19 protein-coding genes and 1 pseudogene are annotated in these 23,850 nt (G+C 39.5%); 12 read left to right on the top strand and 8 right to left on the bottom strand.

From position 1 onward, the window contains the following. Nucleotides 1-2 precede the first annotated feature (2 nt). Nucleotides 3-1,040 carry a polysaccharide pyruvyl transferase CsaB gene (gene csaB, locus IQ244_RS09570; protein WP_193892732.1) on the bottom strand — a complete coding sequence of 346 codons (1,038 nt, stop codon included), beginning with the start codon at nt 1,038-1,040 and terminating at the stop codon, nt 3-5. 178 nt (nt 1,041-1,218) lie between these two features. Here csaB and IQ244_RS09565 point away from each other — a divergent pair, with 178 nt between their 5' ends. From IQ244_RS09565 to IQ244_RS32965, 4 genes are all read left to right on the top strand, one after another. Continuing rightward, entirely contained in the window at nt 1,219-1,566 is a 348-nt protein-coding gene (locus tag IQ244_RS09565; protein ID WP_193892729.1) for a DUF2499 domain-containing protein, read from the top strand. After that, nucleotides 1,563-1,859, top strand: a complete 297-nt coding sequence (locus IQ244_RS09560) for a DUF3593 domain-containing protein (RefSeq protein WP_193892726.1) — start codon at nt 1,563-1,565, stop codon at nt 1,857-1,859. The genes IQ244_RS09565 and IQ244_RS09560 overlap by 4 nt, the downstream gene beginning before the upstream one ends. A 97-nt stretch (nt 1,860-1,956) precedes the next feature. Further along, nucleotides 1,957-2,730, top strand: coding sequence for a 1-(5-phosphoribosyl)-5-[(5-phosphoribosylamino)methylideneamino]imidazole-4-carboxamide isomerase (hisA, locus tag IQ244_RS09555; protein WP_193892723.1), 774 nt, complete (start codon nt 1,957-1,959; stop codon nt 2,728-2,730). Nucleotides 2,731-2,863: 133 nt separating this feature from the next. Then, entirely contained in the window at nt 2,864-2,989 is a 126-nt protein-coding gene (locus tag IQ244_RS32965) for a hypothetical protein (protein WP_265578912.1), read from the top strand. Nucleotides 2,990-3,525: 536 nt separating this feature from the next. Here IQ244_RS32965 and IQ244_RS09550 read toward each other — a convergent pair. Then, entirely contained in the window at nt 3,526-4,605 is a 1,080-nt protein-coding gene (locus tag IQ244_RS09550; protein WP_193892720.1) for a hypothetical protein, read from the bottom strand. 40 nt (nt 4,606-4,645) lie between these two features. Continuing rightward, on the bottom strand, nt 4,646-5,629 hold the full coding sequence (locus IQ244_RS09545; RefSeq protein WP_193892717.1) for a hypothetical protein: 984 nt from the start codon (nt 5,627-5,629) through the stop codon (nt 4,646-4,648). A 538-nt stretch (nt 5,630-6,167) separates the two neighbouring features. Between IQ244_RS09545 and IQ244_RS09540 the strand changes: the two genes are divergently transcribed. From IQ244_RS09540 to IQ244_RS09510, 7 genes are all read left to right on the top strand, one after another. Then, nucleotides 6,168-6,920 (top strand): winged helix-turn-helix domain-containing protein, encoded by a 753-nt coding sequence (locus IQ244_RS09540; protein WP_193892714.1) that lies wholly within the window; start codon nt 6,168-6,170, stop codon nt 6,918-6,920. Nucleotides 6,921-6,978: 58 nt separating this feature from the next. Next, entirely contained in the window at nt 6,979-8,304 is a 1,326-nt protein-coding gene (locus tag IQ244_RS09535) for an ATP-binding protein (protein WP_193892711.1), read from the top strand. Nucleotides 8,305-8,332: 28 nt separating this feature from the next. Further along, complete coding sequence (gene phoU / locus IQ244_RS09530) at nt 8,333-8,998, top strand: phosphate signaling complex protein PhoU (protein WP_193892708.1); 666 nt, start codon at nt 8,333-8,335, stop codon at nt 8,996-8,998. 308 nt (nt 8,999-9,306) lie between these two features. Next, nucleotides 9,307-11,559, top strand: a complete 2,253-nt coding sequence (locus IQ244_RS09525) for a PhoX family protein (RefSeq protein WP_193892705.1) — start codon at nt 9,307-9,309, stop codon at nt 11,557-11,559. Nucleotides 11,560-11,689: 130 nt separating this feature from the next. Beyond that, on the top strand, nt 11,690-12,310 hold the full coding sequence (locus IQ244_RS09520; RefSeq protein WP_193892703.1) for a Crp/Fnr family transcriptional regulator: 621 nt from the start codon (nt 11,690-11,692) through the stop codon (nt 12,308-12,310). A gap of 131 nt (nt 12,311-12,441) precedes the next feature. Then, on the top strand, nt 12,442-14,085 hold the full coding sequence (locus IQ244_RS09515) for an iron uptake porin (protein ID WP_193892699.1): 1,644 nt from the start codon (nt 12,442-12,444) through the stop codon (nt 14,083-14,085). Nucleotides 14,086-14,198: 113 nt separating this feature from the next. Beyond that, complete coding sequence (locus tag IQ244_RS09510) at nt 14,199-15,830, top strand: iron uptake porin (protein ID WP_193892682.1); 1,632 nt, start codon at nt 14,199-14,201, stop codon at nt 15,828-15,830. 56 nt (nt 15,831-15,886) lie between these two features. On the opposite strand, the gene IQ244_RS09505 is transcribed toward IQ244_RS09510, so the two are convergent. Further along, nucleotides 15,887-16,147: a hypothetical protein gene (locus IQ244_RS09505; RefSeq protein ID WP_193892661.1), complete on the bottom strand. Its 261-nt coding sequence runs from the start codon at nt 16,145-16,147 to the stop codon at nt 15,887-15,889. A 148-nt stretch (nt 16,148-16,295) separates the two neighbouring features. Here IQ244_RS09505 and IQ244_RS09500 point away from each other — a divergent pair, with 148 nt between their 5' ends. Further along, nucleotides 16,296-16,898: a DUF3318 domain-containing protein gene (locus IQ244_RS09500; RefSeq protein WP_193892658.1), complete on the top strand. Its 603-nt coding sequence runs from the start codon at nt 16,296-16,298 to the stop codon at nt 16,896-16,898. A gap of 514 nt (nt 16,899-17,412) precedes the next feature. Here IQ244_RS09500 and IQ244_RS09495 read toward each other — a convergent pair. The 4 genes and pseudogenes from IQ244_RS09495 to IQ244_RS09480 form a co-directional block, all read right to left on the bottom strand. After that, the gene (locus IQ244_RS09495) at nt 17,413-19,200 is read right to left on the bottom strand and encodes a glycosyltransferase family 39 protein (protein ID WP_228058828.1); all 1,788 of its coding nucleotides are present in this window, start codon (nt 19,198-19,200) and stop codon (nt 17,413-17,415) included. A 62-nt stretch (nt 19,201-19,262) separates the two neighbouring features. Then, nucleotides 19,263-20,498, bottom strand: a complete 1,236-nt coding sequence (locus IQ244_RS09490) for a glycosyltransferase (protein WP_193892655.1) — start codon at nt 20,496-20,498, stop codon at nt 19,263-19,265. Nucleotides 20,499-20,575: 77 nt separating this feature from the next. Beyond that, the gene (locus IQ244_RS09485; protein WP_193892652.1) at nt 20,576-21,979 is read right to left on the bottom strand and encodes a hypothetical protein; all 1,404 of its coding nucleotides are present in this window, start codon (nt 21,977-21,979) and stop codon (nt 20,576-20,578) included. Between the two features lie 993 nt (nt 21,980-22,972). Continuing rightward, nucleotides 22,973-23,712, bottom strand: a pseudogene (locus tag IQ244_RS09480) (Rpn family recombination-promoting nuclease/putative transposase). Between the last annotated feature and the right edge of the window lie 138 nt (nt 23,713-23,850).

Genomic DNA, 23,850 nt, shown 5'->3' with positions numbered 1-23,850 from the left:
CTTTAACTTAAAGCTGTACTCAATAATTCGCGGTGCATTAAGGCTTTATCTACTAAAGATTGAATTTGTGCAGATAAAAGTGGTTCACCATTGGCGTAATATTCCAGCCAAGTTTTACTAATTATATTTGCGTCATCTGGTAAATTTTCTAAATCCCAGCCAGGTATTGCTAAATCTTCCATTAAACGATTAACTTTGGGATCATAACTCAAGGCAAAACAGCGGCAACCTTCAGCAGCAGCCATAATTAAACTATGTAACCGCATTCCAATTGCCATTTCAACACCACGATAGACACCTTTTAAAAGTTGTGGATCTTCCAGACATAATATTTTACTGACATCAGCAAGATGAGGATGAATTGCTTCGGCAATGCCTAAATCTTCACTTTTTTGAAATGGCAACAGTAAAATAAATGCTTGGGTAGCTGTTTGAAAATCAACTAATGCCTTAGTGAGTTTAGCTAGGCGTTTTGATGTCAATTGAGGATGCGATCGCAATGTGACAGCCACTCTCGGCGCAGGTAAATCTGCAAGTCCGGGAACTGGTTTACCTTGTAACGCCCAAACCGGATCAGGTGCAATGATATGGGGAATTTGCCAATCTGATAATAAAGCCGCACTGGCGCGATCGCGTACACTAATTTTGCTACAGCCAGCAAAGTTGCGTCTTGCTAACCAACGAGTTTGCGGACGCACTAACGGGCCAATACCTTGCGCCCAAGCAATGGTTCTTAAATTCATTGTTTGCGCTAATGTCATCAATCCTCCATAATACAGAGGGCTAATAGTACTGGTGACATCTTGAATTAAACTCCCACCACCCCAAATAAAAGCATCACAAGAACGTAAAGCTTGCAGTACAGGTAGCATCGCCATCCGGTTGTGAGTTTCTACATTGTAGCGATCGCGCGTTTCTTCTGGATTGCCAGAAAGCACCACAGGCGTTACATGAGATGGCAACATTTGTAGAAGCGTCGCTAGTAAAGCTTCATCACCACCATTACCTTTGCCGTAATAACCAGACAATAACGCCCGCATAGTTCCCATCTTTAGATTGTGGATTTTAGAATATCAACTTTTTCCCTGTAGTTCATCTGATGTCAGCCATCTTGCCGACTAAAGATGAATTTTCTTATGGGAAGATGAACTAAAGGAAGAATCAGAAGACAATTAACTCTTGACTTTTGACCTTTGACTTTTGACTTTTGACTTTCCTATGCACGCCCTATCAATTCCCACTTGGATTATTCATATTTCTAGCGTTATTGAGTGGATTGCCGCGATTTGGTTAATCTGGATTTACGGCGAACTCACTGGTAATCGCCGTTGGTGGGGATTGTCCCTAGCCATGTTACCAGCTTTGGTTAGTGCTATGTGCGCTTGCACCTGGCATTATTTTGACAATGCAGAATCTTTAGAATGGCTGGTAACGCTACAAGCTACCATGACCTTAGTTGGTAATTTTACGCTGTGGGCGGCTGCGGTGTGGATTTGGCGTTCCACCAAGCCTGCCAAAAATACCACTGATACTATTGCAGTCCCATCTATTAAATCAGAACCATGATCTCGAAGGAAACCCTATTTGCCCTTTCTCTATTTCCCTATTTGGGTTTCTTGTGGTTTATTAGCCGTAGTCAGCAAATGCCACGTTTAGCACTATACGGATTTTACGGCACGCTTGTGTTTGTCGGCGTTACCATCCCAGTAGGTATTTACGCCAAGGTGCATTATGGAGAGTCTTTGGCAAATGTAGATTGGCTACATGGGGGCGCAGAAGTATTTTTAACCCTATCTAACATTTTGCTTGTGATTGGTTTTCGTCAAGCTGTCAAAGAGAGGTTAGAGGCTAGGAACTAGAGGCTAGTATTTTGTCTCAGAACTCAGCACGGGCTGAACGCCCCGCTACCGCAGAACTCAGAACTCAGCACTCAGCACTTTTAAAAAGGAAAGGTCAATGGACGTAATTCCAGCAATTGATTTACTCGAAGGTCGTTGTGTACGACTGTATCAGGGAGACTATGAAAAATCCCAAGTTTTTAGCGAAAATCCGGTTGATGTTGCAAAACAATGGGTAGATCAAGGTGCAACTCGGTTGCACTTAGTTGATTTAGATGGAGCAAAAGCAGGTAAAGTAATAAACTTGAAAGCGATTGAAGCGATCGCTCAAACAATATCAGTACCGATTGAAGTTGGCGGTGGATTGCGTGATCGCTCTAGTGTGCAACAATTGTTTAACTTGGGTGTCCAATGGGCGATTCTGGGAACTGTCGCCGTTGAACAACCCCAGTTAGTCCAGGAACTCTGCCAAGAATTTCCCCAACAGATTATTATCGGTATTGATGCCCGGAATGGGAAGGTGGCAACTCGCGGCTGGTTAGAAACCTCGGAAGTTTTAGCCACCCAACTGGCTGTGCAAATGCAGGAATTAGGTGCAGCCGCCATTATCTATACAGATATTCACCGCGATGGAACCCTCAGTGGCCCTAACATCGAAGCCTTACGCGAACTTACCAACGCTATTAATATTCCTGTAATTGCTTCTGGTGGTGTGAGTTCTGTAACTGATTTGTTGAGTTTATTAGCTTTAGAAGCGCAAGGTGTCACAGGTGCAATTGTAGGACGGGCTTTGTATACTGGCGATATTTTACTAAAAGAAGCACTACGAGCGATCGGGCCAGGACGCATTCAAGACGTACCCCCAAATCTGGACTTTTCCTCCTTCGCCTAAAAATAGCTTGATGCAAAATTGCGGCTATACAAACTCAGGTTATGTCTGTTTAGCCGTATGTAATTTCCGGAATAGCTATTTACACTGTTGTAGTTCAAGTAGTAAAGATTCTACCAACAGTGAGAGTATTCTTATGACTCGTCAAAAACCACGTAATCTCGGTAAACCAGATAAAACAGAACCTGGTGCTATTCGGTCTATTGGGAAAATTGACAGAATCAATCAACAGAACTCAAACAAACTTGATAAACCAGAATAATTTAGTATACAAGTAACCTAACTAATTATAGTAATCACAGGTCATAAAACGTAAGTATTCAGGAGTCAGAATTCAGGAGTCAGAAGGTTTAAAGAATCTGGAGAAATATTTGATTAATGAATTTGCTAATCCTATCGATAATTCTCAATTCTGACTCCTGGGTGCTGAATTCTTACCATAAAACTTTTAATTTTTTATAATATTGGGTTTCTTCTCGACTTAGAGATGTGATTATAATCACGTCTCTTTTTTATTTTTGTATGTAAATTTTTTAACTAGTTTCTGGATTCAGTCATATCCTTGTTGTAGGTAAACTTATCATTAATTTCCGCAGTCTTATGTCTAATCAAAAATCGAATGCTAACCCCCAACCCAATAAAAAATCGAATGAAACCAGCACTCCCCGCAAGAAACCTCTGAATAATGGTAAACCAAATAAAACTGATCCCTAATTATCGAAACTCATAATCAATTATGCCTAAACAATAGAGACGTAATAGGAATTACGTCTCTAAATTATTTGATTTGTATCCTAACTATTTATTTTTTACCTGGCTTTTTGCCTGTTCTAAAGCTATCTCTTTAATGGCTTGGTAAGAATTTACATTTGCAGTTCCTTCAATAGCCTTAACAGCCAAATCTTGAACTTGTTTCAAAGCTGAGTCTAACTGCTTAGAAAGATTTTGAATACGTGTTTCCTGATTATTAATAGTTTGTTCTAGAGATTGTAATCTCTGCTCATAAAAACGCTTTTGTCCTTCTACTTCTTTCGCATATAAATCTGATTTTACCTTCGCCTGATAATGAGCAATACCCTTACCTTCTTCTGTAGCTTTTTTCAAAGCTGCTTCTTTATCTTTCGGGAATGCTTCTACCTTAGATTTGGCTTCTGCAAATTGCGTTTCTCGTTCTACAACTTGTTTTTCACGTTCATTCCATTGTTTTTCTGTAGCTTGTTGAAATTCTTCTAACTGCTTGTATAAAGTTTTTTGCACTTGTTCATATTCATCAGAATTCAACTTGCGCTGTAGTTCTAAATCATATTTATACTCTGATGTATCTCGTTGTCGGGTTTTATTTAAGTTATCATTGCGTTCTTTAATTGACTGCTTATATTCTTCTTGTTCTTTTTGCCAAGTAATACGTTGCTCAAGGATTTCTTGCGATAACACTTCATAACGTTGATTATACTCTTCCTGATATGCCTTAGAATTATCTTCATAGGCTGTAATCAAAGTATCTAATGTATTTTCAGCAACTTCTAAATTATGTAGTTGTTTTAAGGCTGTAACTTCTGTTTCTACAGATTGCCTAATTTCTCCTAATTTAGAAGCTTGCGTAGTTAACTGTTCTGATAGCTCATTCGCCGCACTACCGAAGCCTAATTGAATTTTAGCTAAACTTTCAATTGTGTGATTCATCTTCTGTTGGATAGTAGTTGGCTGATTCATAGCTATATTTGCCTCTATGTTAGGCTTATCTATATTTACAGTTTGATTAGCTTTTACAGCTTGATTTAATTGAGTTTTCAATCCTGATGTTTCTTTAGATAACTCTTCATAGGCTTGCAAAATTTCTGCTTTTGTATTCTTATCTGTGAGTTTTTTACCAGCCATTATAAACCTCCAAATATTCTCGATTTTTCAGATAAAATACTTATTTATTGGCAGAATTGCCAAAAGCTCTCATTGCCAAATCTTGCGCCTGTTTCAAAGTTGTTTGTAATTGTGTAGAAATACTTTCTATTTGCTCTACTTGCTTTGTAATTGTTTCTTCCAAGCTTTGAATTTTTTGTTCATAGCTTTGCTTGCTAGATTCCCATTCTTTCTCAAATAAATCAGCTTCGATTTTAGCTTTTTGACTGGTGTCTTTAATTGCTTCTTCTCTCGCCTTTTTAACTGCTTCTTCCAATTCGGCAGGAAAAGCTGCGACCTTTTGTTGATATTCTTTAAATACTGCTTGATTATTAGAGAGAATTTTCTCCCGTTCAGCCCAATCTTTCTCTTTTTCTTGGGTTTTTTCTTGAATATCTCTTTCTAAGTTGCGTTTATTCGCTTCATAAGCATCTGTATTCAGCTTGCGAGTAGTTTCTAGTTTATATTGATATTCTTCTTGTTCTTGTTGGCGTTCTTTATTGGTCACATCATTGTATGCTGTGACTGCTTCTTCATACTCCGATTGTTCATTTTGCCATTCTTTACGCTTGAGAGCAATTTCTTTTTCAATTGCCTCTTGTTTGCTGGTAGTATCTTGTTCTAGAGTTTTTAATTTTTCTTGGTGTTCTTGAGTGAGAATATCTAGTGTATCTGCAACAATTCTAATTCTTTGTAGTTCTTGCAACTGTTGAGTGGCAATTTCTATACCTCGATTTAGTTCATCTAACTTGGAGTTTTCTTTAGCTAACTTTTCTGATAGAGAATTGACAATACTCCCAAATTCTAATTGTAAATCAGCTAAACCTTTAACAATGCTATCAACTGTATAGGTAGAAGCCGCAGTTAAAATTTCTTGGTTTTTGACTTTTTCTGCTTCTTCTTGTTTGGTAGCAATTTTTGATTCTAATTTTTTTCGTTCAGTTAAAATTTGTTGAAATGCTTGCATTAGTTGCTGTTTGCTGTCTTTAACTGCAACTGAAGTCATACTTTAACTCCTTGAATTAGTAATGAATTGAGTGGGTAACAAACCATACCAATAGCTACCCTATGCAGACATAAGAGTAACCTTTAAAACAGTAATTTTTGCTCAGTACAAATACTGCAATGAAGAAATACGGAAACTGGGTATGGTTTTTACTTGGAAAGGCGGTAGTATTTTTGTACTAATAACTATACTCAAACTCATTCATCCTTGTCAATAGAGAATCGATGCTGGAATGAGAATATGTGTAGGCTATGGTAAAAAGCTTGTTTTTCATCGCTGTGGCGGTGTAAAATCACCAAATATTCAACCTAGTAACGAATCAAAGCTGGCTGCAAAATACTGTAGCTCTAAGTTTCACAAAGAGTTTTCTTGCCAATATGCAGCAAATCTGATTTATAATGTTTGTAGATATAGCTGTTACATATGTTACTTTTTGCAAATTAATTTGCAACGGCGCGACTGTAAATGCACCGAGAAGTTAGATAATTGACTCAATTTTCATATTGATACAAGCACAGGGCAGACTTTTGTGATATCAATGTACACCAGTGAATCGACCAAGTATTCTGCTAGAGCAGATATCGGACACACAAGCCAGATTCTAGTGGTAGAAGATGAAGAGTTAATCCAAGAGATGCTATCTGTAGCCTTGGAAGAGGAAGGTTATGAGGTCGTAACAGCCCCAGATGGGCGGGTAGCGATCGAGTATCTCAAAAGTTTTGAATCTAACTCAGGCGAGTTTCCCTTTGATTTGGTGATTCTTGACTTGATGTTACCGCAAATCAATGGTTTAGATATTTGTCGCTTGCTGCGTCATCAAGGCAATCCAGTACCGATTTTAATGCTGAGTGCTAAGGGTAGTGAAACCGATCGCGTGTTGGGTTTAGAAGTTGGCGCAGATGACTATCTCACCAAGCCTTTTAGTATGCGGGAACTAGTAGCTCGTTGTCGGGCGCTGCTGCGTCGTCAACGTTTAAGCACTTTACCGCAATTACCAGTTCTGAAATATAAAGACGTTAGCTTAAACCCTCAAGAATGTCGGGTGTTAGTGCGGGGTCAAGAAGTCAATCTTTCCCCAAAAGAATTCCGCTTGTTGGAATTGTTTATGAGTTATGCGCGGCGAGTTTGGTCGCGGGAGCAGTTGTTAGATCAGGTTTGGGGGCCAGATTTCGTAGGGGATAGCAAAACTGTGGATGTTCACATTCGCTGGTTACGGGAGAAATTAGAATTAGATCCTAGCCATCCTGAATATATTGTGACTGTAAGAGGATTTGGCTATCGATTCGGATAATGGATGAAGATAGTTGTTAGTTTATTAATCACGACGCAACTAGCAACTGGGACTCATAATGTTCTTATTGGGATTTATTCTAGGTTTGGCGGTAGGTATCGGGTTTTGGATTTGGCAACAGTTTCAACTAAACCGTTACCTAGAGAGAGTTTTGCAACCCTACTCTAAATCTACTGATTTAGCCTTACCGCTTTTACCTCGTTTGCGTCAAGAAATCAAGACATTACAGCAGCAGCGCCAAGATTTGCAAAAATCCCTGCAAACTTATCAAGACCTGTTGGATTTTGCACCAATGGGATATTTGCAAGTAGATGAAGAAAATCAATTGCTGTGGTGTAACCAACAAGCCAAAGAAATTCTATATCTGCAAAGATGGCAACCAGGACAGGTGCGTTTGTTGTTAGAGTTGGTGCGATCGTATGAATTAGACCGATTGGTTGAGCAAACACGCGATCGCCAAAAACCCCAAACTAAAGAGTGGTTATTTCATCCCTCATCCGACAATCCAGCAGAATTACCCACTATCAAGTCTATGACTTTACGTGCCTCTGGCTTGCCCTTACCCAATGGCCAAGTAGGCGTATTTCTGGAAAATCGTCAACCACTGCTAGACGTAAATCAAGAACGCGATCGCTCATTTTCTGATTTAGCTCACGAACTCAGAACACCTTTAACTTCCATTCGTCTCGTTGCAGAAACCTTACAACATCGCTTAGAACCGCCGTTAAATCGCTGGGTTGACCGCCTGATGCAAGAAGTTGACAGACTAATTAGCTTAGTTCAAGGCTGGTTAGAACTGACGCAAATTGAAGCTAACCCCAAAATGCAATTGCATCTGGAAAAAGTCGAAGTGCGATCGCTAATTGCATCGGTGTGGGAAACTTTAGAACCCTTAGCACAAAGACAACATCTTTCTCTGAATTATTCCGGGCCAGAAGACATTTGGATTAAAGCCGATCAAGCCCGGATTTATCAAGTTTTTCTCAACTTGCTAGACAATAGTATTAAATACAGTTCTCCTAGCACAAACATTCAAGTGGAAGCAAAAATTAGATTTTTAGAAGACCATCATCAAGATAATTCTCTACATCCCACCTTAGAACTAAATTTAATTGATTCAGGTACAGGTTTTTCGGAAGCAGATTTACCGCATATTTTTGAGCGATTTTATCGCGGCGATAAAGCCCGAACACATTCGTCCTTAGCCGATAATTCTATTGGATCGATTGTCGGTAATGGTTTAGGATTAGCGATCGTCCGACAAATCTTGTTAGCTCACGGTGGTTCCATCAAAGCCATGAATCACCCCCAAACAGGTGGTGCTTGGATGCAAGTGATACTTCCAGAAGTTGTGGCGAACTCTCAAAGCCAAGACTATAGTTAATAGTATCTTCACTTTTGAGAATACAAGTGTGGAAGCTGTCGTTTATAATCCCAACCCTGACAGTTCTCAGTTAGCACGCGCTATCAGGCGCTTAGAACGAGATGTTTTACGTATGGGAGCTTTGGTAGAACAATCATTTCGCCTCAGCCACCAAGCGTTATTTGCTCGTAACTTAACCGCTGCTGAAGAACTCCCCAAATTAGATAAAAAAATTGACCGTTTTTATAGACAAATAGAATCAGACTGTACAGCAATCATGACCCAAGCGCCAACAGCCCAAGATTTGCGCTGTTTAAGTGCTTTTATGCAATTAGTCCGAGATTTAGAACGCATAGGTGATTATGCTAAGGATATAGCCAAAATTGCGATTAAGCTCTTTCCTTATGAGCCTCATTCATCTTTGCCAGAAATCGAAGTTATGTCACACCACGCCCAGGCGATGTTAGCCACTAGTTTAGTAGCTTTGGCAGATTTAGATGAAGCGGGCGGACGGGGAATTAAACACTTAGATGATGCTGTAGATAATGCTTACGCTCGCCTTTATCAAACCTTAGCTCAACAACGGGATATTATCGGAGTTGTAGAACCAATTATCCTGCTGGCACTGGCAATTCGTTGTCTAGAACGGATGGCAGATCACGCTACCAATATCGGTCAAAGAGTGGCATATATTGTTACTGGTCAACGTAGTTAAACACAATTGACAAGCGATTTTTTTCATTAAGGAATTAATTATTTAGCAAATTTTTTGTTACTAAATACAACATTTAAAAAAGCGAGGATTGGAAATTGACATATTCCAATTCTCACTTTTTTTGCTCATAAGTAAAGAAATACTCGACTTCTTGAAGACGTAGCGGATTTCAACTTCTGATTATTTTGTATTGCCCAAAAAGTTAAAACTTGCTTAACTAAGTTAGATTTCACTAAATTTTTACCTATTCTTAACCTTGCATGATTAAAGTGTCCGCAAGCACAATAAATATCGCCTTATCGGTATAAATGAGTATCCAGCGTCGAGATTTCTTGCTATTAATGGGAGGTAGCGCTAGTGCATTAGCGCTTAGTAACCTTACAGGTTGCGGTCAAAATACTACGGCGCAAAAAAGCACATCATCAGTAGGAGAATCAGTATTCTCGTTTAAACCAATTAAGGGAGCAATACCTCTAGAAACCGCAGGCTTCAGCCCAGAACAGCAGCAAATTCAATACAGTTCTTATGATGTGGTTGATGACTTGGTACTGCCAGAAGGGTTTCAATATAAAGTAATTGCCGCTTGGGGTGATCAAGTTGGTGATTCGCGGTTTGGTTACAACAACGACTATTTATCTTTTATCCCCACGGGAGAAAATGCTGGTTATTTAGCGGTGAACTTTGAGTATATCAGCGCTATTCCTTGGATGGAAACCTATCAGCAAGTGATGGGAAAATCATTACCATTTGCAGATGTGAAAGCAGCTTTAAATAGCACAAATTCCGGTAAAAATGCGATTAATGCTTATGCTTTGCCAGATAATGACCCGATAAAAACTAAAATTGCGGAAATTTGTCAAGCAGCTTTATTAGACCAAGGGTTAGGTGTAATTTCGCTACAGAAAACAGCTAATGGTCAGTGGGAAAGAACTAATTCCCCAGCAGATAGACGGATTAGTGGGATTTCGGGTTTAAAAGATCGTCGGTATTTACAAGCTACTGGCCCCGCAGTTACAGTATTTCGGAAACAAACAGGTCAGGGATATATAGATAAACTTGGCGATCGCATTATTGGAACTTTCGCTAACTGTGCGGGCGGAACAACCCCGTGGGGTACAGTACTGAGTGCCGAAGAAAATTTTCAAGCCCAAGTACCAGAACCAGTGTATGCCGATGGTACAGCTTTTGAACCTAGTACACTGCCGTTTGCTTTGGGTGACGAGGAATTATTTGGTCAAGGAAATGTATTTGGTTTAGCGGGGAATAAATATGGTTGGATTGTGGAAATTGACACAGCCAACCCCCAAGATTATGGTACGAAACACACTTGGTTAGGACGTTATCGTCATGAAGCTGTAGGTGTACGGGTAGAAGCCGGGAAACCATTAGCTTTTTATTCAGGATGCGATCGCCGCGGCGGACACATATATAAATTTGTCAGTCGTGATCAGGTAAAAAATCCCCAAGACAAGGCTAATTCTCAGCTATTACAACAGGGAATGCTGTACGCCGCCAAATTCAACGCCGATGGTACAGGTAGCTGGATAGCCCTAAAAGCAGAAACTCCTGTTAACCCAAGTATTCCTAGTAGTATTGCTGGTAATATTATTTTGTTGCCACTAGGTGCTAAAGCAGAAACAGCAGACTTGAAGGCAGGTTATTTACCAGTTACCCAAGATGAAGCGATCGCTCAATACAAACAAAAGTATCAAAAACTGGCAGACCTTTACACTGGTAACGCCGCCGAAAAACAAGGTGCAATTTTAATTGATGCACACTACGCCGCCAATGCAGCGGGCGCTACCTGCACAGCACGTCCTGAAGATACAGAAATTGCTCCCAACGGCGATTTATACATCAGTTTTACCTCTGGTGCGCCTGATAAACAAGGTGGTTCTGATTTGCGAGTATTTAAAAGTCCCCAAGGTGAAGCAGGCTATGAATACGGCTGGGTGATGCGTTTAACCGAAGATAACAACGACCCCGCAGCGATGACTTTTCGTTGGCAAATCTTAGCCATAGGCGGAGAACCAGCCGCCGGCGGGATGGGTTTTGCAAATCCAGATAATTTATTACTAGATCGTCAAGGTCATGTCTGGATGGTAACGGATATTTCCACAGCCAAGCTCAATCATGCGGTGAATAACCGTCAGGCTGAACCAGGAAAATCTGTCAGCTTATCTGGTTTATTTGGGAATAACTCTGTATGGTTTATCCCCACCAGTGGTGCAGATGCAGGTAAAGCCTTTTTGTTTGCGATCGCACCAATGGAATGTGAAACTACTGGCCCTTGTTTCACCACAGATCAGACAACTATGTTTTTATCTATACAACATCCAGGAGAAACAAATGGGACTCGCAAAGGCCAAGCTAGAGAAACCAGACAATTTGTAGTCACTACTACTACAGGCAAAGAATTTTTCCAAACTCGCCAAGTTCCTATTGGTTCTAATTGGCCTGATAAAACTCCTAACGCACCTCCGAAACCAGCAGTCATTGCTATCACAAAATCTTCAATCTCTGCTAACAAACAATATCAAAAGATTCAATTAGCTACATAATCACAAATCTATTATTTATTAACCGAACATTTAGAAAATATCAAGCAAATAGCTGTTTAAAAATTACCAGATTTGCAGCGATTACCTTGTCAAACCATTAAAACTTTCACTAGCTCCCAGAAAATTTATAATGACATCCACCAGTCTGACACCAACATTCTCCACGGCATCTGTTAGTGAACAACTATCAATAAAAATCTTTGCCAGAAAAGAAATTATTCCCTTGCCGAACGAGGTAATATGGCGGATAGATCGTGGCGCAGTTCGTACCCTAACCTGGGCTGAAGATGGCACCTTCATCACTTTAGGTTATTGGGGGCCAGGAGACTTGATTGGCTCTCCTTTAACTAAAGTTAAACCCTACCAAATTGAATGTTTGACCAGTGTTGAGGTAAGTCTTGTGCCATCTTATCTCTGGCATCAAAATATTGAGGGTTTATTTAACCATATTCAACAGTCAGAAGAACTTTTAAGCATAGTTCATCTCAAACCAATCTCCCTGCGCTTATGGAAATTTTTATTATGGCTGAGTGATAAGTTTGGACGGAATGTCGAACAAGATAAAGTTATTGATATCAACATCACCCATCAGGAAATTGCCGAAGTTTTAAACACAACGAGGGTGACAATTACAAGACTATTACAACACTTTGAAGAAGAAGGTGTCTTGTTAAGATACAAGCGGCGGATTATTTTGCGTTTGCCAAATAAATTTACTACCCAAACTATAGTAAAAAACAATGTTTATTGACTTGTGTTAATAACAACGCATCTGGTATATTGATGCCTGTGATTATGTTTCTATACCCTTAAAATAAGCAGCAATTGTAGCCAAAATACAGCCATAGATTGCACTAGTGGGTGTGAGTGAGAGTTAAGATAATGACCAAACTTTTCTGGAATGTTCTGAAGTTCAGTCCAGCAGTTCTGGCTGCGACCGTATTAGCTGCTAACAGCGCCTTAGCTGGGGAAGCTAACGAACAAGTTACAGCTGTGACTCAGTTGGCGGCACAACCTGACAGTATGGGGCAAGTAACATCTGTTTCCCAGTTTTCCGATGTACAACCCACAGATTGGGCATTCCAAGCCTTACAGTCTTTAGTAGAACGTTACGGTTGTATTGCAGGTTATCCTAACGGTACATATCGCGGGAACCGGGCTTTAACTCGTTATGAGTTTGCGGCTGGTTTGAATGCTTGTTTAGACAGAGTTAACGAACTAATTGCTACAGCCACAGCTGATTTAGTCACCAAAGAAGACTTAGCAACGTTACAGCGTTTACAAGAAGAATTTTCTGCGGAACTCGCAACTCTGCGCGGTCGGGTAGATGCGCTAGAAGCGCGGACTGCGGAACTAGAAGCAAACCAATTCTCCACTACTACCAAATTGGTTGGTGAAGCTATTTTCGACGTATCTCAAACTTTTGGGGACAATGTAGCCGTATCCAATCCCAACACACCAACACGGGATTTAGATTCTAATACTACCTTTGGCGATCGCGTCCGTTTATCCTTACTTAGTAGTTTTACAGGCACAGATCAATTACAAGTTCGCTTACAAGCTAACAATATCGTCAACGGTACTGCACAATTTACTGGTACAAACCAGACCCGATTAGCTTATGCAGAACCAATTCTGAACAACGAAGTTCAAATCGATAAAATTAACTACGCTTTTAACCTAACTAATTTTGCTCGCGTCAAAGTTGATGTGAGCGCAGCGGAATTGTGGGAGAATGTCAACGTTTTAAACCCTGAATTTAGAAGCAGTGGTGCAGGTGCTATCTCACGTTACGGACGTTTCAGTCCTATTTATCGTAATGGTTCTGGTGGTTCTGGTTTAACAGTTACCCTTAACCCTCAAGGCGCTATTAGCTTAACTGGCGCTTATTTAGCACCTAGATCAAGTAGCCCCAATGCAGGTTTTGGCTTATTCAACGGTGATTACGCTGCTTTTGGACAATTAGAATTTAAACCAAGCAAAGCTTTAAACATTGCTTTAGCCTACGCCCACACTTACGATGGTGCGAGAACTTCACCTGCTGGCATTTCCAATAATAATGTTAACTTCACTGGGGGTACAGGTAGTCTCTATGCAGTGAGTCCCTTTGGTACTGGTGTTGCTACCACAGGTAATCACTACGGTATACAAGCTACTTTTAAACCTAGTGAGAAATTGACGCTTGGTGGTTGGGCTGGCTATTCCAGTGCTGTAGCCGAAACTGGCCCAAACAGAGGTAGAGATGCGGATGTTGTCTATTGGGCTGGAACCATAGCACTAAGAGACTTTGGTAAAGAAGGTAACGTGCTAGGTATAGTATTCGGTCAACAACCAACAGTGACAGAAAATCCTGATGCGAGTCGTAGAGATGGAGATACTTCCTATCATCTGGAAGGGCTTTATAAAATCAAGGTCAGCAATAACATTCAAGTCACCCCTGGTTTAATAGTAATTTTCAACCCGGAAAATAACGATAGAAACGATACTCTTTACGTAGGTACACTTCGGACAACTTTTAGTTTCTAAATCGGAACTTACGTGATATAATAAAAACAAGCTTTGTGAGTATATTTCCTGATAAAATAATAAGGAGTGTACTCATAAGGTTTGATGGTATGGTGTGAGTGAGAGTAAAATTCATGACAAATTCTTTTTGGAATGTACTGAAAGTCAGTCCAGCATTTTTAGCTGCGACCGTATTAGCTGCTAACAGCGCCTTAGCTGGGGAAGCTAACGAACAAGTTACAGCTGTGACTCAGTTGGCGGCACAACCTGACAGTATGGGGCAAGTAACATCTGTTTCCCAGTTTTCCGATGTACAACCCACAGATTGGGCATTCCAAGCCTTACAGTCTTTAGTAGAACGTTACGGTTGTATTGCAGGTTATCCTAACGGTACATATCGCGGGAACCGGGCTTTAACTCGTTATGAGTTTGCGGCTGGTTTGAATGCTTGTTTAGACAGAGTTAACGAACTAATTGCTACAGCCACAGCTGATTTAGTCACCAAAGAAGACTTAGCAACGTTACAGCGTTTACAAGAAGAATTTTCTGCGGAATTAGCAACTTTGCGCGGTCGCGTAGATGCACTAGAAGCACGCACTGCTAAGTTAGAAGCACAGCAATTCTCTACTACCACCAAGTTAGTTGGCGAAGCAATTTTCAGTGTGACTGCACCTTTCGGTGGTGATAGAGCTGATACAACTACAAGTACTGCCGATAATAGTGACTTAACTAGCAATGTCACTTTTTCTGATCGGGTGCGCTTGAACTTATACACTAGCTTCACAGGCACAGATAGATTGCAAACTCGTTTGCAAGCTCGGAATATTACCCCATTGGGTACTGCTGTTACCGGCACTAACATGACCCGCTTAGGCCATGATGGCGATAATGGTAATGAAGTTGAAGTTGATAAACTCAACTATGAATTTAACTTGGTGAGTGACGCAATCCGAGTCAAGGTTGACGCGTTTGGTGCGGAACTTTGGAATAACATCAACGTTTTCAATCCAGACTTCCGAAGTAGTGGTACAGGTGCGCTCTCTCGTTACGGACGTTTTAGCCCAATTTATCGGGCATCATCTCCTGGTGGCGCTGGTTTGACAGTCACTGTCAACCCCAAAGGGCCTATCAGTCTCACAGGTGCTTATCTTGCACCCAACGCTAATGACCCCTCCCAAGGTAATGGTCTATTCAACGGATCTAATGCCTACTTTGGTCAAATAGACTTCAAACCAAGCAAACAGATCAACCTTGGTTTTGCCTACTCTCACACTTATCAGAATGATGGTGCTGATATTGATGTCAATTTATTTGGTAGCCAAGGTAGTTCTCTTTCTAACAGACCTTTCGGTAATATTGGTACCACAGCTAACAACTACAGTTTTATGGCCAACTTCCGCCCCACTGATAAAATTGGCGTTGGCGGTTGGGTAGGTTACACTGATGCACAAGCTGACGCTGGTACAACTTCCGGTGACGCAGAGATTTGGTACTGGGCGGCTAATCTAGCTATCAGAGACTTGGGTAAAGAAGGTAACACTTTAGGTATCATTTTTGGTCAACCACCCAAAGTTACTGACCTGAACTTTGGCACTAGAGCAAACACCGACAGAGATACTTCTTATCACTTAGAAGGTCTTTATAAAATCAAAGTCAGCGATAATATTTTAGTGACTCCTGGCTTGTTGGTAGTTTTCAATCCTGAACATAACGACAACAACGATACTATCTACGTCGGTACAATTCGTACCACATTCTCGTTCTAGAATTTAGTTTTGGATGAGATGAGATAGATAAAAAAGCCCACGTTAAGTGGGCTTTTTTATTGGGGATAATCTTCTTCTGGTTTAGCCAAATCCGATGGGGGTCGATCGCTACTCCAAGCCCACCATACACAACCACAATGGCATTGATAAAACTCTTGCCATTTGCGACGATGTTCTTCTGAACTTACAGGCGATCGCCGATTGATCCAAACTTGTAATGCTTCTCGACTACTGGAATGGCAAGTAGGACAGCAAAATTCATAAGCGTGAACTGCCTTGGATGTCCATTCAGGTGGGATGGGAGCAAAAGCGTCCATGTAATTTAAAATTTAATCTCAGCAGGCAGCATATCAGCCCGAATTAATATAGATCTGTTTATCTGGTATTTTCATAAAATTAGTCTGTTTTTTTACAACTCTTAATTTTCAATAAAAACAAATCGCCACGGGCGTATAGAACACAAATATGGAGTTAAATGTCGAAATTCGTCGGTTATTGGATGTTATGCCTGCTTCTGGAAGAATGACAACCAAAATAGTCAGTAAACCAGAGCAAAGCACAGTAATTGACGCTAATTTTCCCCTACCTTGGAATCAAGATAGACCGATATATATTAATTTTGATTTGTGGGGACGTTTAACTAAACCACAACGAGATTTATTGCTGTTGCAGAAGGTTAGCTGGTTAATTGGCGTGAAATGGTTTAAACCGAATCTTGATCAAGGTGTAGTGCTGCTGGGATTGTTGGCTGGATTAATCGAATCGTCGCAGTCAGATGCAGTTGGTGTGGCTGTGGCTGGGGGATTAAGTGCGATCGCCATTTTCCGCATCTGGCGTAGTAACAAATCATCAGAGTCGGAGTTAAATGCTGATATAGCCGCCATTAAAATAGCCCAACGTCGGGGTTATTTAGAAGCTGAAGCAGCGCAACATTTACTATCTGCTATTGAAGCTGTAGCCAAAATAGAAGGACGTACCGGGTTGAATTTTACTGAATTAATTCGCTGTCAAAATTTGCGGGCGATCGCAGGTTTATCGTCTGTGGGTGTTCCAGAAACATATACTTGACAAATTACTAATTCTTGATGAATCTCTCTACGAGATACTAACAGTCAAAGCAGGCTCGCTAAAGTAATTGACTGTCATGATTCAGAAATAAGTTTGGCATTGAGCAAGGTAAATATTCTATCAAGTTCTAATATACCTGCCAATTCAGCATTTTCCTCTGAGGTTAGCAATCCATCTGTACATACAAGTCAAAAATTTTCGTGTTCAACCACATCCCGCCTAGAACTAAAGTTCCAGGCTCATAGCCAAAGTCCACTCAACTGGACTGGAATGTATTTCTCGTTGAGTCATCTGAAGATGACTTGCGCTATGAGACTCGGAATTCATTCCGAGGCGGGACAGATGTACTCGACGAACATTCATTTGTGTGTACACCACAGGCGTGAACAAGGAGGAGAGACAAAACGTAGTTTTGGCGAGGTGGGGTTCCTAGGTCTTTATTAGTAATCAAGCGGACATGATATAACAGTGAATCCTGCCTGCTTTCCTTAAGCTTGAATAGGATTTAAATTAACTATTGACAATGATAAATTTTGTACTCATAGCCGTTGACTGCTGGGAGAGATTTAGTTTCAGCAAGACATTTTTCTGTTTCTACTGCTGTGGGTGCGCGGAAATTTACTAACCACAAATCAAAGGGTTTTGGTAGGTGTTTTAAAATATTATTGAGGGTATTTGTAGGAGTATTTGGGTCTTGGTCTTGATGTGCCAGGATAAACTGGAGTGATGGTGCAGGTGTATTTTGGATTTTCCACTCTCTGGCGATACCCATCATTTCACCCATTTGAACATGAGTAATTTGAGTAGTTGCAATTACGGCTGGAACTTGGGATGTTTGTCTGATGACTTGTAAAAATAAGTCTGGGCGGTAATATTTTTGATAACCCAAATTACAAATCACAGTTACTGCACTACAAAATCCCATGAGCCAAACTATGGCGATGGCTTGTTTGCCTGTGATTTTATAATTGTTGTGTTGACTCTGCCAACGAACTGCTAAACTTGCTCCAAGTAAAAGAATGACGGCGGGAAAATAAACAAAGTTATAACGAGCGCCTCTGGTTAAATCAATTCCCAGGAAATAAGTAAAGACAAAAAATAAAGCGATCGCGCTTAAAATGATTCCCCATAAAACCTGAGTTTCTGGTTGCTTTAATTGAATTTTGATACCGCGAATAAATATTGGTAAAAACCAAATAAAGAAAATCAACATCACTAGCCCAGAAATTAAAATAATTGCTAACTGAGGTGATTCAATTGGGAGCAAGAAAAGCATTGTCACCCAAGCAGCAAAAGCCTGAAAAAATGGGTTTAACCATTCAAATCCCTGGCGCGGTTGTTGTATCCAATCTGTTAATTTATCGCCATAATTATTCTGTAAAAATATTGGTACCCAAACTATGCCAGAGACAGCAGTACCAGCAGCTACGGCATAAATTCGCCACCAAGGAGGAGAGAATAAAGTACGTTGTCGCCAAGCCAGAAAAATTAAAACTAAGGCTTCACTACCAAGGGTAAGGACAAAAAAGTAATGAGTAGCAATCCCGAAAGCGTTAATAATTACCCAAGTAAGTGCCGTGGTGATGGGTAATTGTGTCCGATGTTGAATGTGGCGTGTAGCGATAATTAAACAAGCAAAAGATGCAATCACCCACAAAATTGCCAAAGTGTAATGACGTGCTTCTTGTGCCAGAAAGATAGCATAAGGTGATACCGCCATAATGGCAGCAGCGATATGTGCAATCAAGCGAGAACGAAAAGTTAGCCAGCCTAAACCATAGATGGCGGGAATAGACGCAGCACCAAAAATTGCCGAGAGCGATCGCGCGCCCCATAATGAAACTAGCCCTTGTTGTGACGGAAATAACTGCATCCACCAGTGAGCCAAGAAAAAATACATTGGTGGATGATTAGTTTCATGGCTCAAGTGCGCCCAAACATCTGCAACACTAGCACTTGCTTGGGGTTGTAATGGTTGTAATAAAATATCAGGTGCGATCGCTTGATCTAAGGGTACTGGTAAAAAACTATTCCCCAGGCTAAATACTAAAGTCGAAAATTCGTCAGTCCAAGGGGGTTTGGCTGTTAAATTAGTTAAACGCAAACCCAGGCCAATCATCAACCACAGCAATAACAGCAAAGGATGAAACCAGCGATTATTGGTAACAAAATGCCAATTCCCCGATATTTGATTTGGGGTAGGAGTTTCGTCTGCTAAAGGCACGCGACGGTTAGCAAAGTCAGAGAAAAACAGGATAATATGTTTGTAAAATTTTGATGCACTCCCAAAAAAAACTTTCATAACCGCGCCATTTACAAGTCAACTCTTTGCTATTTTGACTTGATTTGTAAATTTAAGTTCGCTTATTTCACCTCTGTGACGCGCCAACTCAGTTTTAAATTCACCCAAAAATTCCAGACAGTAGCAACTGCGATCGCAATTAAGTTAGCAATGTAACGATTGGGAATCACAAAATTAAACACTAAATTTAACACCAAAACATTTATTCCCAATCCTGCCAAGCAAACAAGATTAAATTTCAAAAACCGCTTTGCACGATGATGCCATTCTTGCTGTCTTTGACTTACATCGGCAAATGTCCAAGCATCATTCCACAAAAAATTATTGAAAACTGCAATTTCACCCGCAATAAATTTGCTGCGTGTCAGGGGTAAAGCTAAAGTTGATGGGTCGCTAAGTAAATAAAGTATGGCCATATCCACAAATACCCCACTGAGTCCTACCAAACCAAAGCGGAGAAATCGGCCAATGGGAAAAGAAGATTTTTGTCCCACCTGTTTTGTCGTTAGCCGTAAGCGCAATAAGTGATGTAAGTATTCTACATATTGCTTCCATGTGACTTTACTTTCACCTTCTTTGCGTTCACAAAATACATAACCAACCTCGGCAATTTCGCCGACATTTCCCCGTCCAATCACCTCTAGGAGAATTTTATAACCTACAGGATTGAGTGTTACGCCTGCAATACAACTGCGACGCACCATAAAATAACCACTCATCGGGTCAGAAACTCTTCCTACTACCCCAGGTAAGAAAATCAAACCCAACACTTGAGCGCCACGGGACAAAAAACGTCTCACCGCACTCCAACTGCTAACACCGCCGCCTTCTATATGACGACTCGCCACAGCCAAATCTGCGCCCTGTGCAATACCACGTAAAAGCTGCGCCAATACTTCTGGCGGATGCTGCAAATCTCCATCTATTACACCTAAAACACTCCCCCTAGCAACTTGCCACCCACGGATCACGGCTGAAGATAATCCTCGTTCCTGTTGGCGACGCATTACCCGCAAATTAGGATATTCTGGCATGAGCGATCGCGCTACTTCCCAAGTCCCATCTGGACTATCATCATCTACCACAATTAGCTCGTAATCTTCCGAGATAAATTCCTCTATCAGTTCGCTCAGTATCTTGATGACATTGGCGATGTTGTCACGCTCTTTGTAAGTAGGGATGATGAGAGAAAAATAAATATTTTTGCTGTCTGTAGTTAGATATTGAGGTGGAAATTCAGGAATCTGTAAATTGCCAGATGGCACTGTTAATAATGTATTTGTTTGGTTGTTTCTCATGGAGCTAAATCAATTTGGGAAAAACATAACTAGCAAGAGATGAGATTTAGTCAGTATATATTGTTTAGTGGTGATCCTTAAGACTGATGTAACTTTTCTTGCATATTTAAATTTTGGGTTACTTGGTACTCTTTAATTAGTGGTTGCCAAATTATGTAAATTAAACTAAAAATTGCCAGGTAAATAAAGAAAGGAGTCATTAGAGAAACATGAATATTCAAATATTTGGGCAATATAGTTTTATATCCATAATCTAGCCAGTGGAGAAATAATCCTCTGGAAATAAACATCACTAAATTTATGAATAAATTGTCAGACGGGTTTGTTGATACTCCGGATAGATTGATGAAAATTGATAAAATTCCTAATATTTTAATATATTTAGTTTTACAATACACAATTGGAATAATAATAAATGGTGTAGCAACTACTAAATGCCGTGGGCCAAAGCAGACATCACCCGACCAGGCATAGTAAGTAGAATTATAGATTAATACACATAAAACAAATATCCCCGAAAATAAACATATACTATTTTTGATACTTTTATTTTTTAGTAAAGAGATAACAAAAAGAAATGTCATAGGAAAATAGAGAAAAATTCCTCTATAAGGGCTAAATGTTAATCCCCATAAAATTTCAAGCGTAGGTAATTTAAAAAATGTGGGAGCTAAATTTTTACCTTCTTTAGCTTGACTTAATTGCTTAAAGAAAAGTGAATTAGGTGTTGTGAATATTGAACCCGTAATTGAATAATTGTAATACAGGATAACACCTAAAAATATTGAATATCCACAACCAATTAAAATTAATTTTTGAAAAATATTTTTTGATTTGTTTTTCAGATTTATATACAACCAAAAACCTAATAAAAGAAAGATTGGCAATATTGCAATATAATCAAGCATTTGAGCCATTCCGAGACATAAACCAATGAAAAAACTATTTTTTTGCCTAACAATAAGGTAAAAAGCTATAAAAATAAATGACATTGTGTAGGCATGACTCCAAATCCCATTAGTTGAATAAAAGAAACTTAAAGAACCAAATATAAAAATAAAAACTAGCCATAGTTTCTTAATCAGATCTCCTGTAAAAATTTTGAGTATTTTAAACATCATCACAGCCACAATTCCTAATAAAGGAGCCATGATAGTAATATTAGAAAGCATAGTAAAACCAGCCCAATAAGATTCACTTACAGGAACACCTAAGAAATTCATTAAATTTCGATATATAAAATATAAAGGCGACAATAAAATCGGTACTCCAGGCGGAATTACGGCATAAAAATGCTCTTTAACTTGTAGGATATCAATATGAGAACGATATCCTGGCTGAAGTGCAAAGGTTCCAAAATCAACAAGTGATTGAATGGCATCGGTGTAACGAGCATTTTGAGCGCCATCTGGAGTTACATGGAGAGCAATAAGTATAAAAACAGTAATAAATATTTTTTGAGGAATGGCTTTTGTAAACATACTTAAAAAAGTTATTGGGCTTAAGTTGATTTATATAATTTGGTCAAGAAATCCATAAAAAATCCGCGTATTTCCCTTCAACTACAAACCAGATGAGTTTGAGGCTAAACACAAAATTCTAGGTAGTTGCAATAGTGAGTGTTCTCAATCAAATTAGTAAAATAGTGGTTAAAAGTTACATCTGTGAGTAAACTGCGGCACACCATCAAATAACCACTCATTGGGTCAGAAATATTGCCTAGTACCCCTAGTCGGATAATCAATCTCAACATTTGAGTACCACAAGACAAAAACCGTTTAACAAAACTCCAACTACATACCTTGCCACTTTCAATATGGCTACGCTCTACTGCCAAATCTGCTCCTTCTTCAATAGAAGCCAATCAAAATATTACTAAATTAAAAACTATAATAGTAAAAGTTGTCATGCCAATTTGCCAACAACTTCTGTTATTGCATCATCATTAAACTGCTTCTGTAACTTTCCGGATATGATGAGTCAAGGAATGAAGATATAAAGCTTTACTATATTAGTATGCGAATAAATGTAGCATGATAAATGCTGAAGCATTTGGCAATAAAGACTCATTTAACAGCGGTATTCATAGATGAATATTATGAATTTTTAAAAATAAAAATTAGTGGAAGAAATTTTAAATTTACTGAGAATATTAAAAAAGCAATTCTCCAATTTTCAGTTATTAATTGTGATTGCACTCCCAAAAAACTTTCATAGCCGCGCCATTTATCAGTTAAATTATTACTATAGCAATCCGGAATGATTCATGAGAAAATACTGAGAGAGTATAAAGGTAGCGTTTGCAACCAAAAAGAGGGTGTGGTGATGTGGATGCAATTATTAGAAGATTTTATCAAAAATAGTAAAGAACCGCGTGAAATCAAGCGAGCTACAGCAGTCAAGATGCTGCTATGTGGATACAAGCATGAGGAGATAATGCCAATATTAGGTGTCTCATCTGGTTTCATAAGTACCTATAAAAAATCATTTTTTAAAATGGGGATTGATGGGTTAAAACTAGGGCATAAAGGAAGAAATTTTTGTTCAATACCCTGTTCAATACCTTGTTCAAAGCCTTCCTTAACACCTTCTTGTAAAATATCTTGATAAATTACAGATTCGCGCATCATATCACTCCGCAAAATTCTTTTAATCACGTCCTTATTTAATACTAGCCCAGATAACACGGCTGTTGATGCAGCAAGATTACTGCGGATTCTAGTGTCTTCGATCGCTTCAATAACTTGAGCTACTTCTTCTAAAGTGCGCGTTTGATTATCGGTTTGGCTTAAAGTTGCAAATGGTAACAAACCTGGGTAATTGAAAAATATTCTGTTGGCTGTTCCCAAAGTCGAATTACGTCAAATCTATGCCAGCTATTTTCTAAAACAAATTCCGTTTGATAAACTAACTCAGAATCGCTTGGTGGTAAATAAATTACCACCTGACGCATTTTTTTCTGGGGAAATTTGCGATACCCGCGTAAGCGATAATCACTCATCCGAAAGGGAATATCAACTTTTGGTCTAGTTTGAAATTCCAGATGGAGAACAATTTCATCGGACTGTAACAAAATTAGCGCATCTGCCCGTATGGGTTCGAGGGATAATTCCGATGGGCTTAGTTGAGTGAGTTCAATTGGTTCATTAAGTAGTCAAGTTGCAAAGTCACTGGCAAATGATTCAGCAAGGAACTTACAGACGTTATCATACATAGGTTGTAATTTTATCAGTACCCTTTTACGTCCCCGTAATTTTTTATATTGGTGTACCTTGGTTCAGTCGGGGAAAATCAAAAGATTTATAAAGAAATTCAACCGTGATGCTGTATTCCCGACAACATAATTAATAGA

The organism is Nostoc sp. LEGE 06077, assembly GCF_015207705.1.
Lineage (GTDB): Bacteria > Cyanobacteriota > Cyanobacteriia > Cyanobacteriales > Nostocaceae > Nostoc_B.
The sequence above is the reverse complement of the archived record's forward strand: the minus strand, read 5'-3'. Positions and strand labels throughout refer to the sequence as shown.

Bases quoted from the DNA above. Each gene is read 5' to 3' on its own strand.
- IQ244_RS09545 (WP_193892717.1), bottom strand. From the start codon at position 5,629: ATGACTTCAGTTGCAGTTAAAGACAGCAAACAGCAACTAATGCAAGCA.
- IQ244_RS09525 (WP_193892705.1), top strand. From the start codon at position 9,307: ATGAGTATCCAGCGTCGAGATTTCTTGCTATTAATGGGAGGTAGCGCT.
- IQ244_RS09560 (WP_193892726.1), top strand. From the start codon at position 1,563: ATGATCTCGAAGGAAACCCTATTTGCCCTTTCTCTATTTCCCTATTTG.
- IQ244_RS09510 (WP_193892682.1), top strand. From the start codon at position 14,199: ATGACAAATTCTTTTTGGAATGTACTGAAAGTCAGTCCAGCATTTTTA.
- IQ244_RS09490 (WP_193892655.1), bottom strand. From the start codon at position 20,498: ATGAGAAACAACCAAACAAATACATTATTAACAGTGCCATCTGGCAAT.
- IQ244_RS09535 (WP_193892711.1), top strand. From the start codon at position 6,979: ATGTTCTTATTGGGATTTATTCTAGGTTTGGCGGTAGGTATCGGGTTT.
- IQ244_RS09540 (WP_193892714.1), top strand. From the start codon at position 6,168: ATGTACACCAGTGAATCGACCAAGTATTCTGCTAGAGCAGATATCGGA.
- IQ244_RS09505 (WP_193892661.1), bottom strand. From the start codon at position 16,147: ATGGACGCTTTTGCTCCCATCCCACCTGAATGGACATCCAAGGCAGTT.
- IQ244_RS09485 (WP_193892652.1), bottom strand. From the start codon at position 21,979: ATGTTTACAAAAGCCATTCCTCAAAAAATATTTATTACTGTTTTTATA.
- csaB (WP_193892732.1), bottom strand. From the start codon at position 1,040: ATGCGGGCGTTATTGTCTGGTTATTACGGCAAAGGTAATGGTGGTGAT.
- IQ244_RS09495 (WP_228058828.1), bottom strand. From the start codon at position 19,200: ATGAAAGTTTTTTTTGGGAGTGCATCAAAATTTTACAAACATATTATC.
- IQ244_RS32965 (WP_265578912.1), top strand. From the start codon at position 2,864: ATGACTCGTCAAAAACCACGTAATCTCGGTAAACCAGATAAAACAGAA.
- IQ244_RS09520 (WP_193892703.1), top strand. From the start codon at position 11,690: ATGACATCCACCAGTCTGACACCAACATTCTCCACGGCATCTGTTAGT.
- hisA (WP_193892723.1), top strand. From the start codon at position 1,957: ATGGACGTAATTCCAGCAATTGATTTACTCGAAGGTCGTTGTGTACGA.
- IQ244_RS09550 (WP_193892720.1), bottom strand. From the start codon at position 4,605: ATGGCTGGTAAAAAACTCACAGATAAGAATACAAAAGCAGAAATTTTG.
- IQ244_RS09515 (WP_193892699.1), top strand. From the start codon at position 12,442: ATGACCAAACTTTTCTGGAATGTTCTGAAGTTCAGTCCAGCAGTTCTG.
- IQ244_RS09565 (WP_193892729.1), top strand. From the start codon at position 1,219: ATGCACGCCCTATCAATTCCCACTTGGATTATTCATATTTCTAGCGTT.
- IQ244_RS09500 (WP_193892658.1), top strand. From the start codon at position 16,296: ATGGAGTTAAATGTCGAAATTCGTCGGTTATTGGATGTTATGCCTGCT.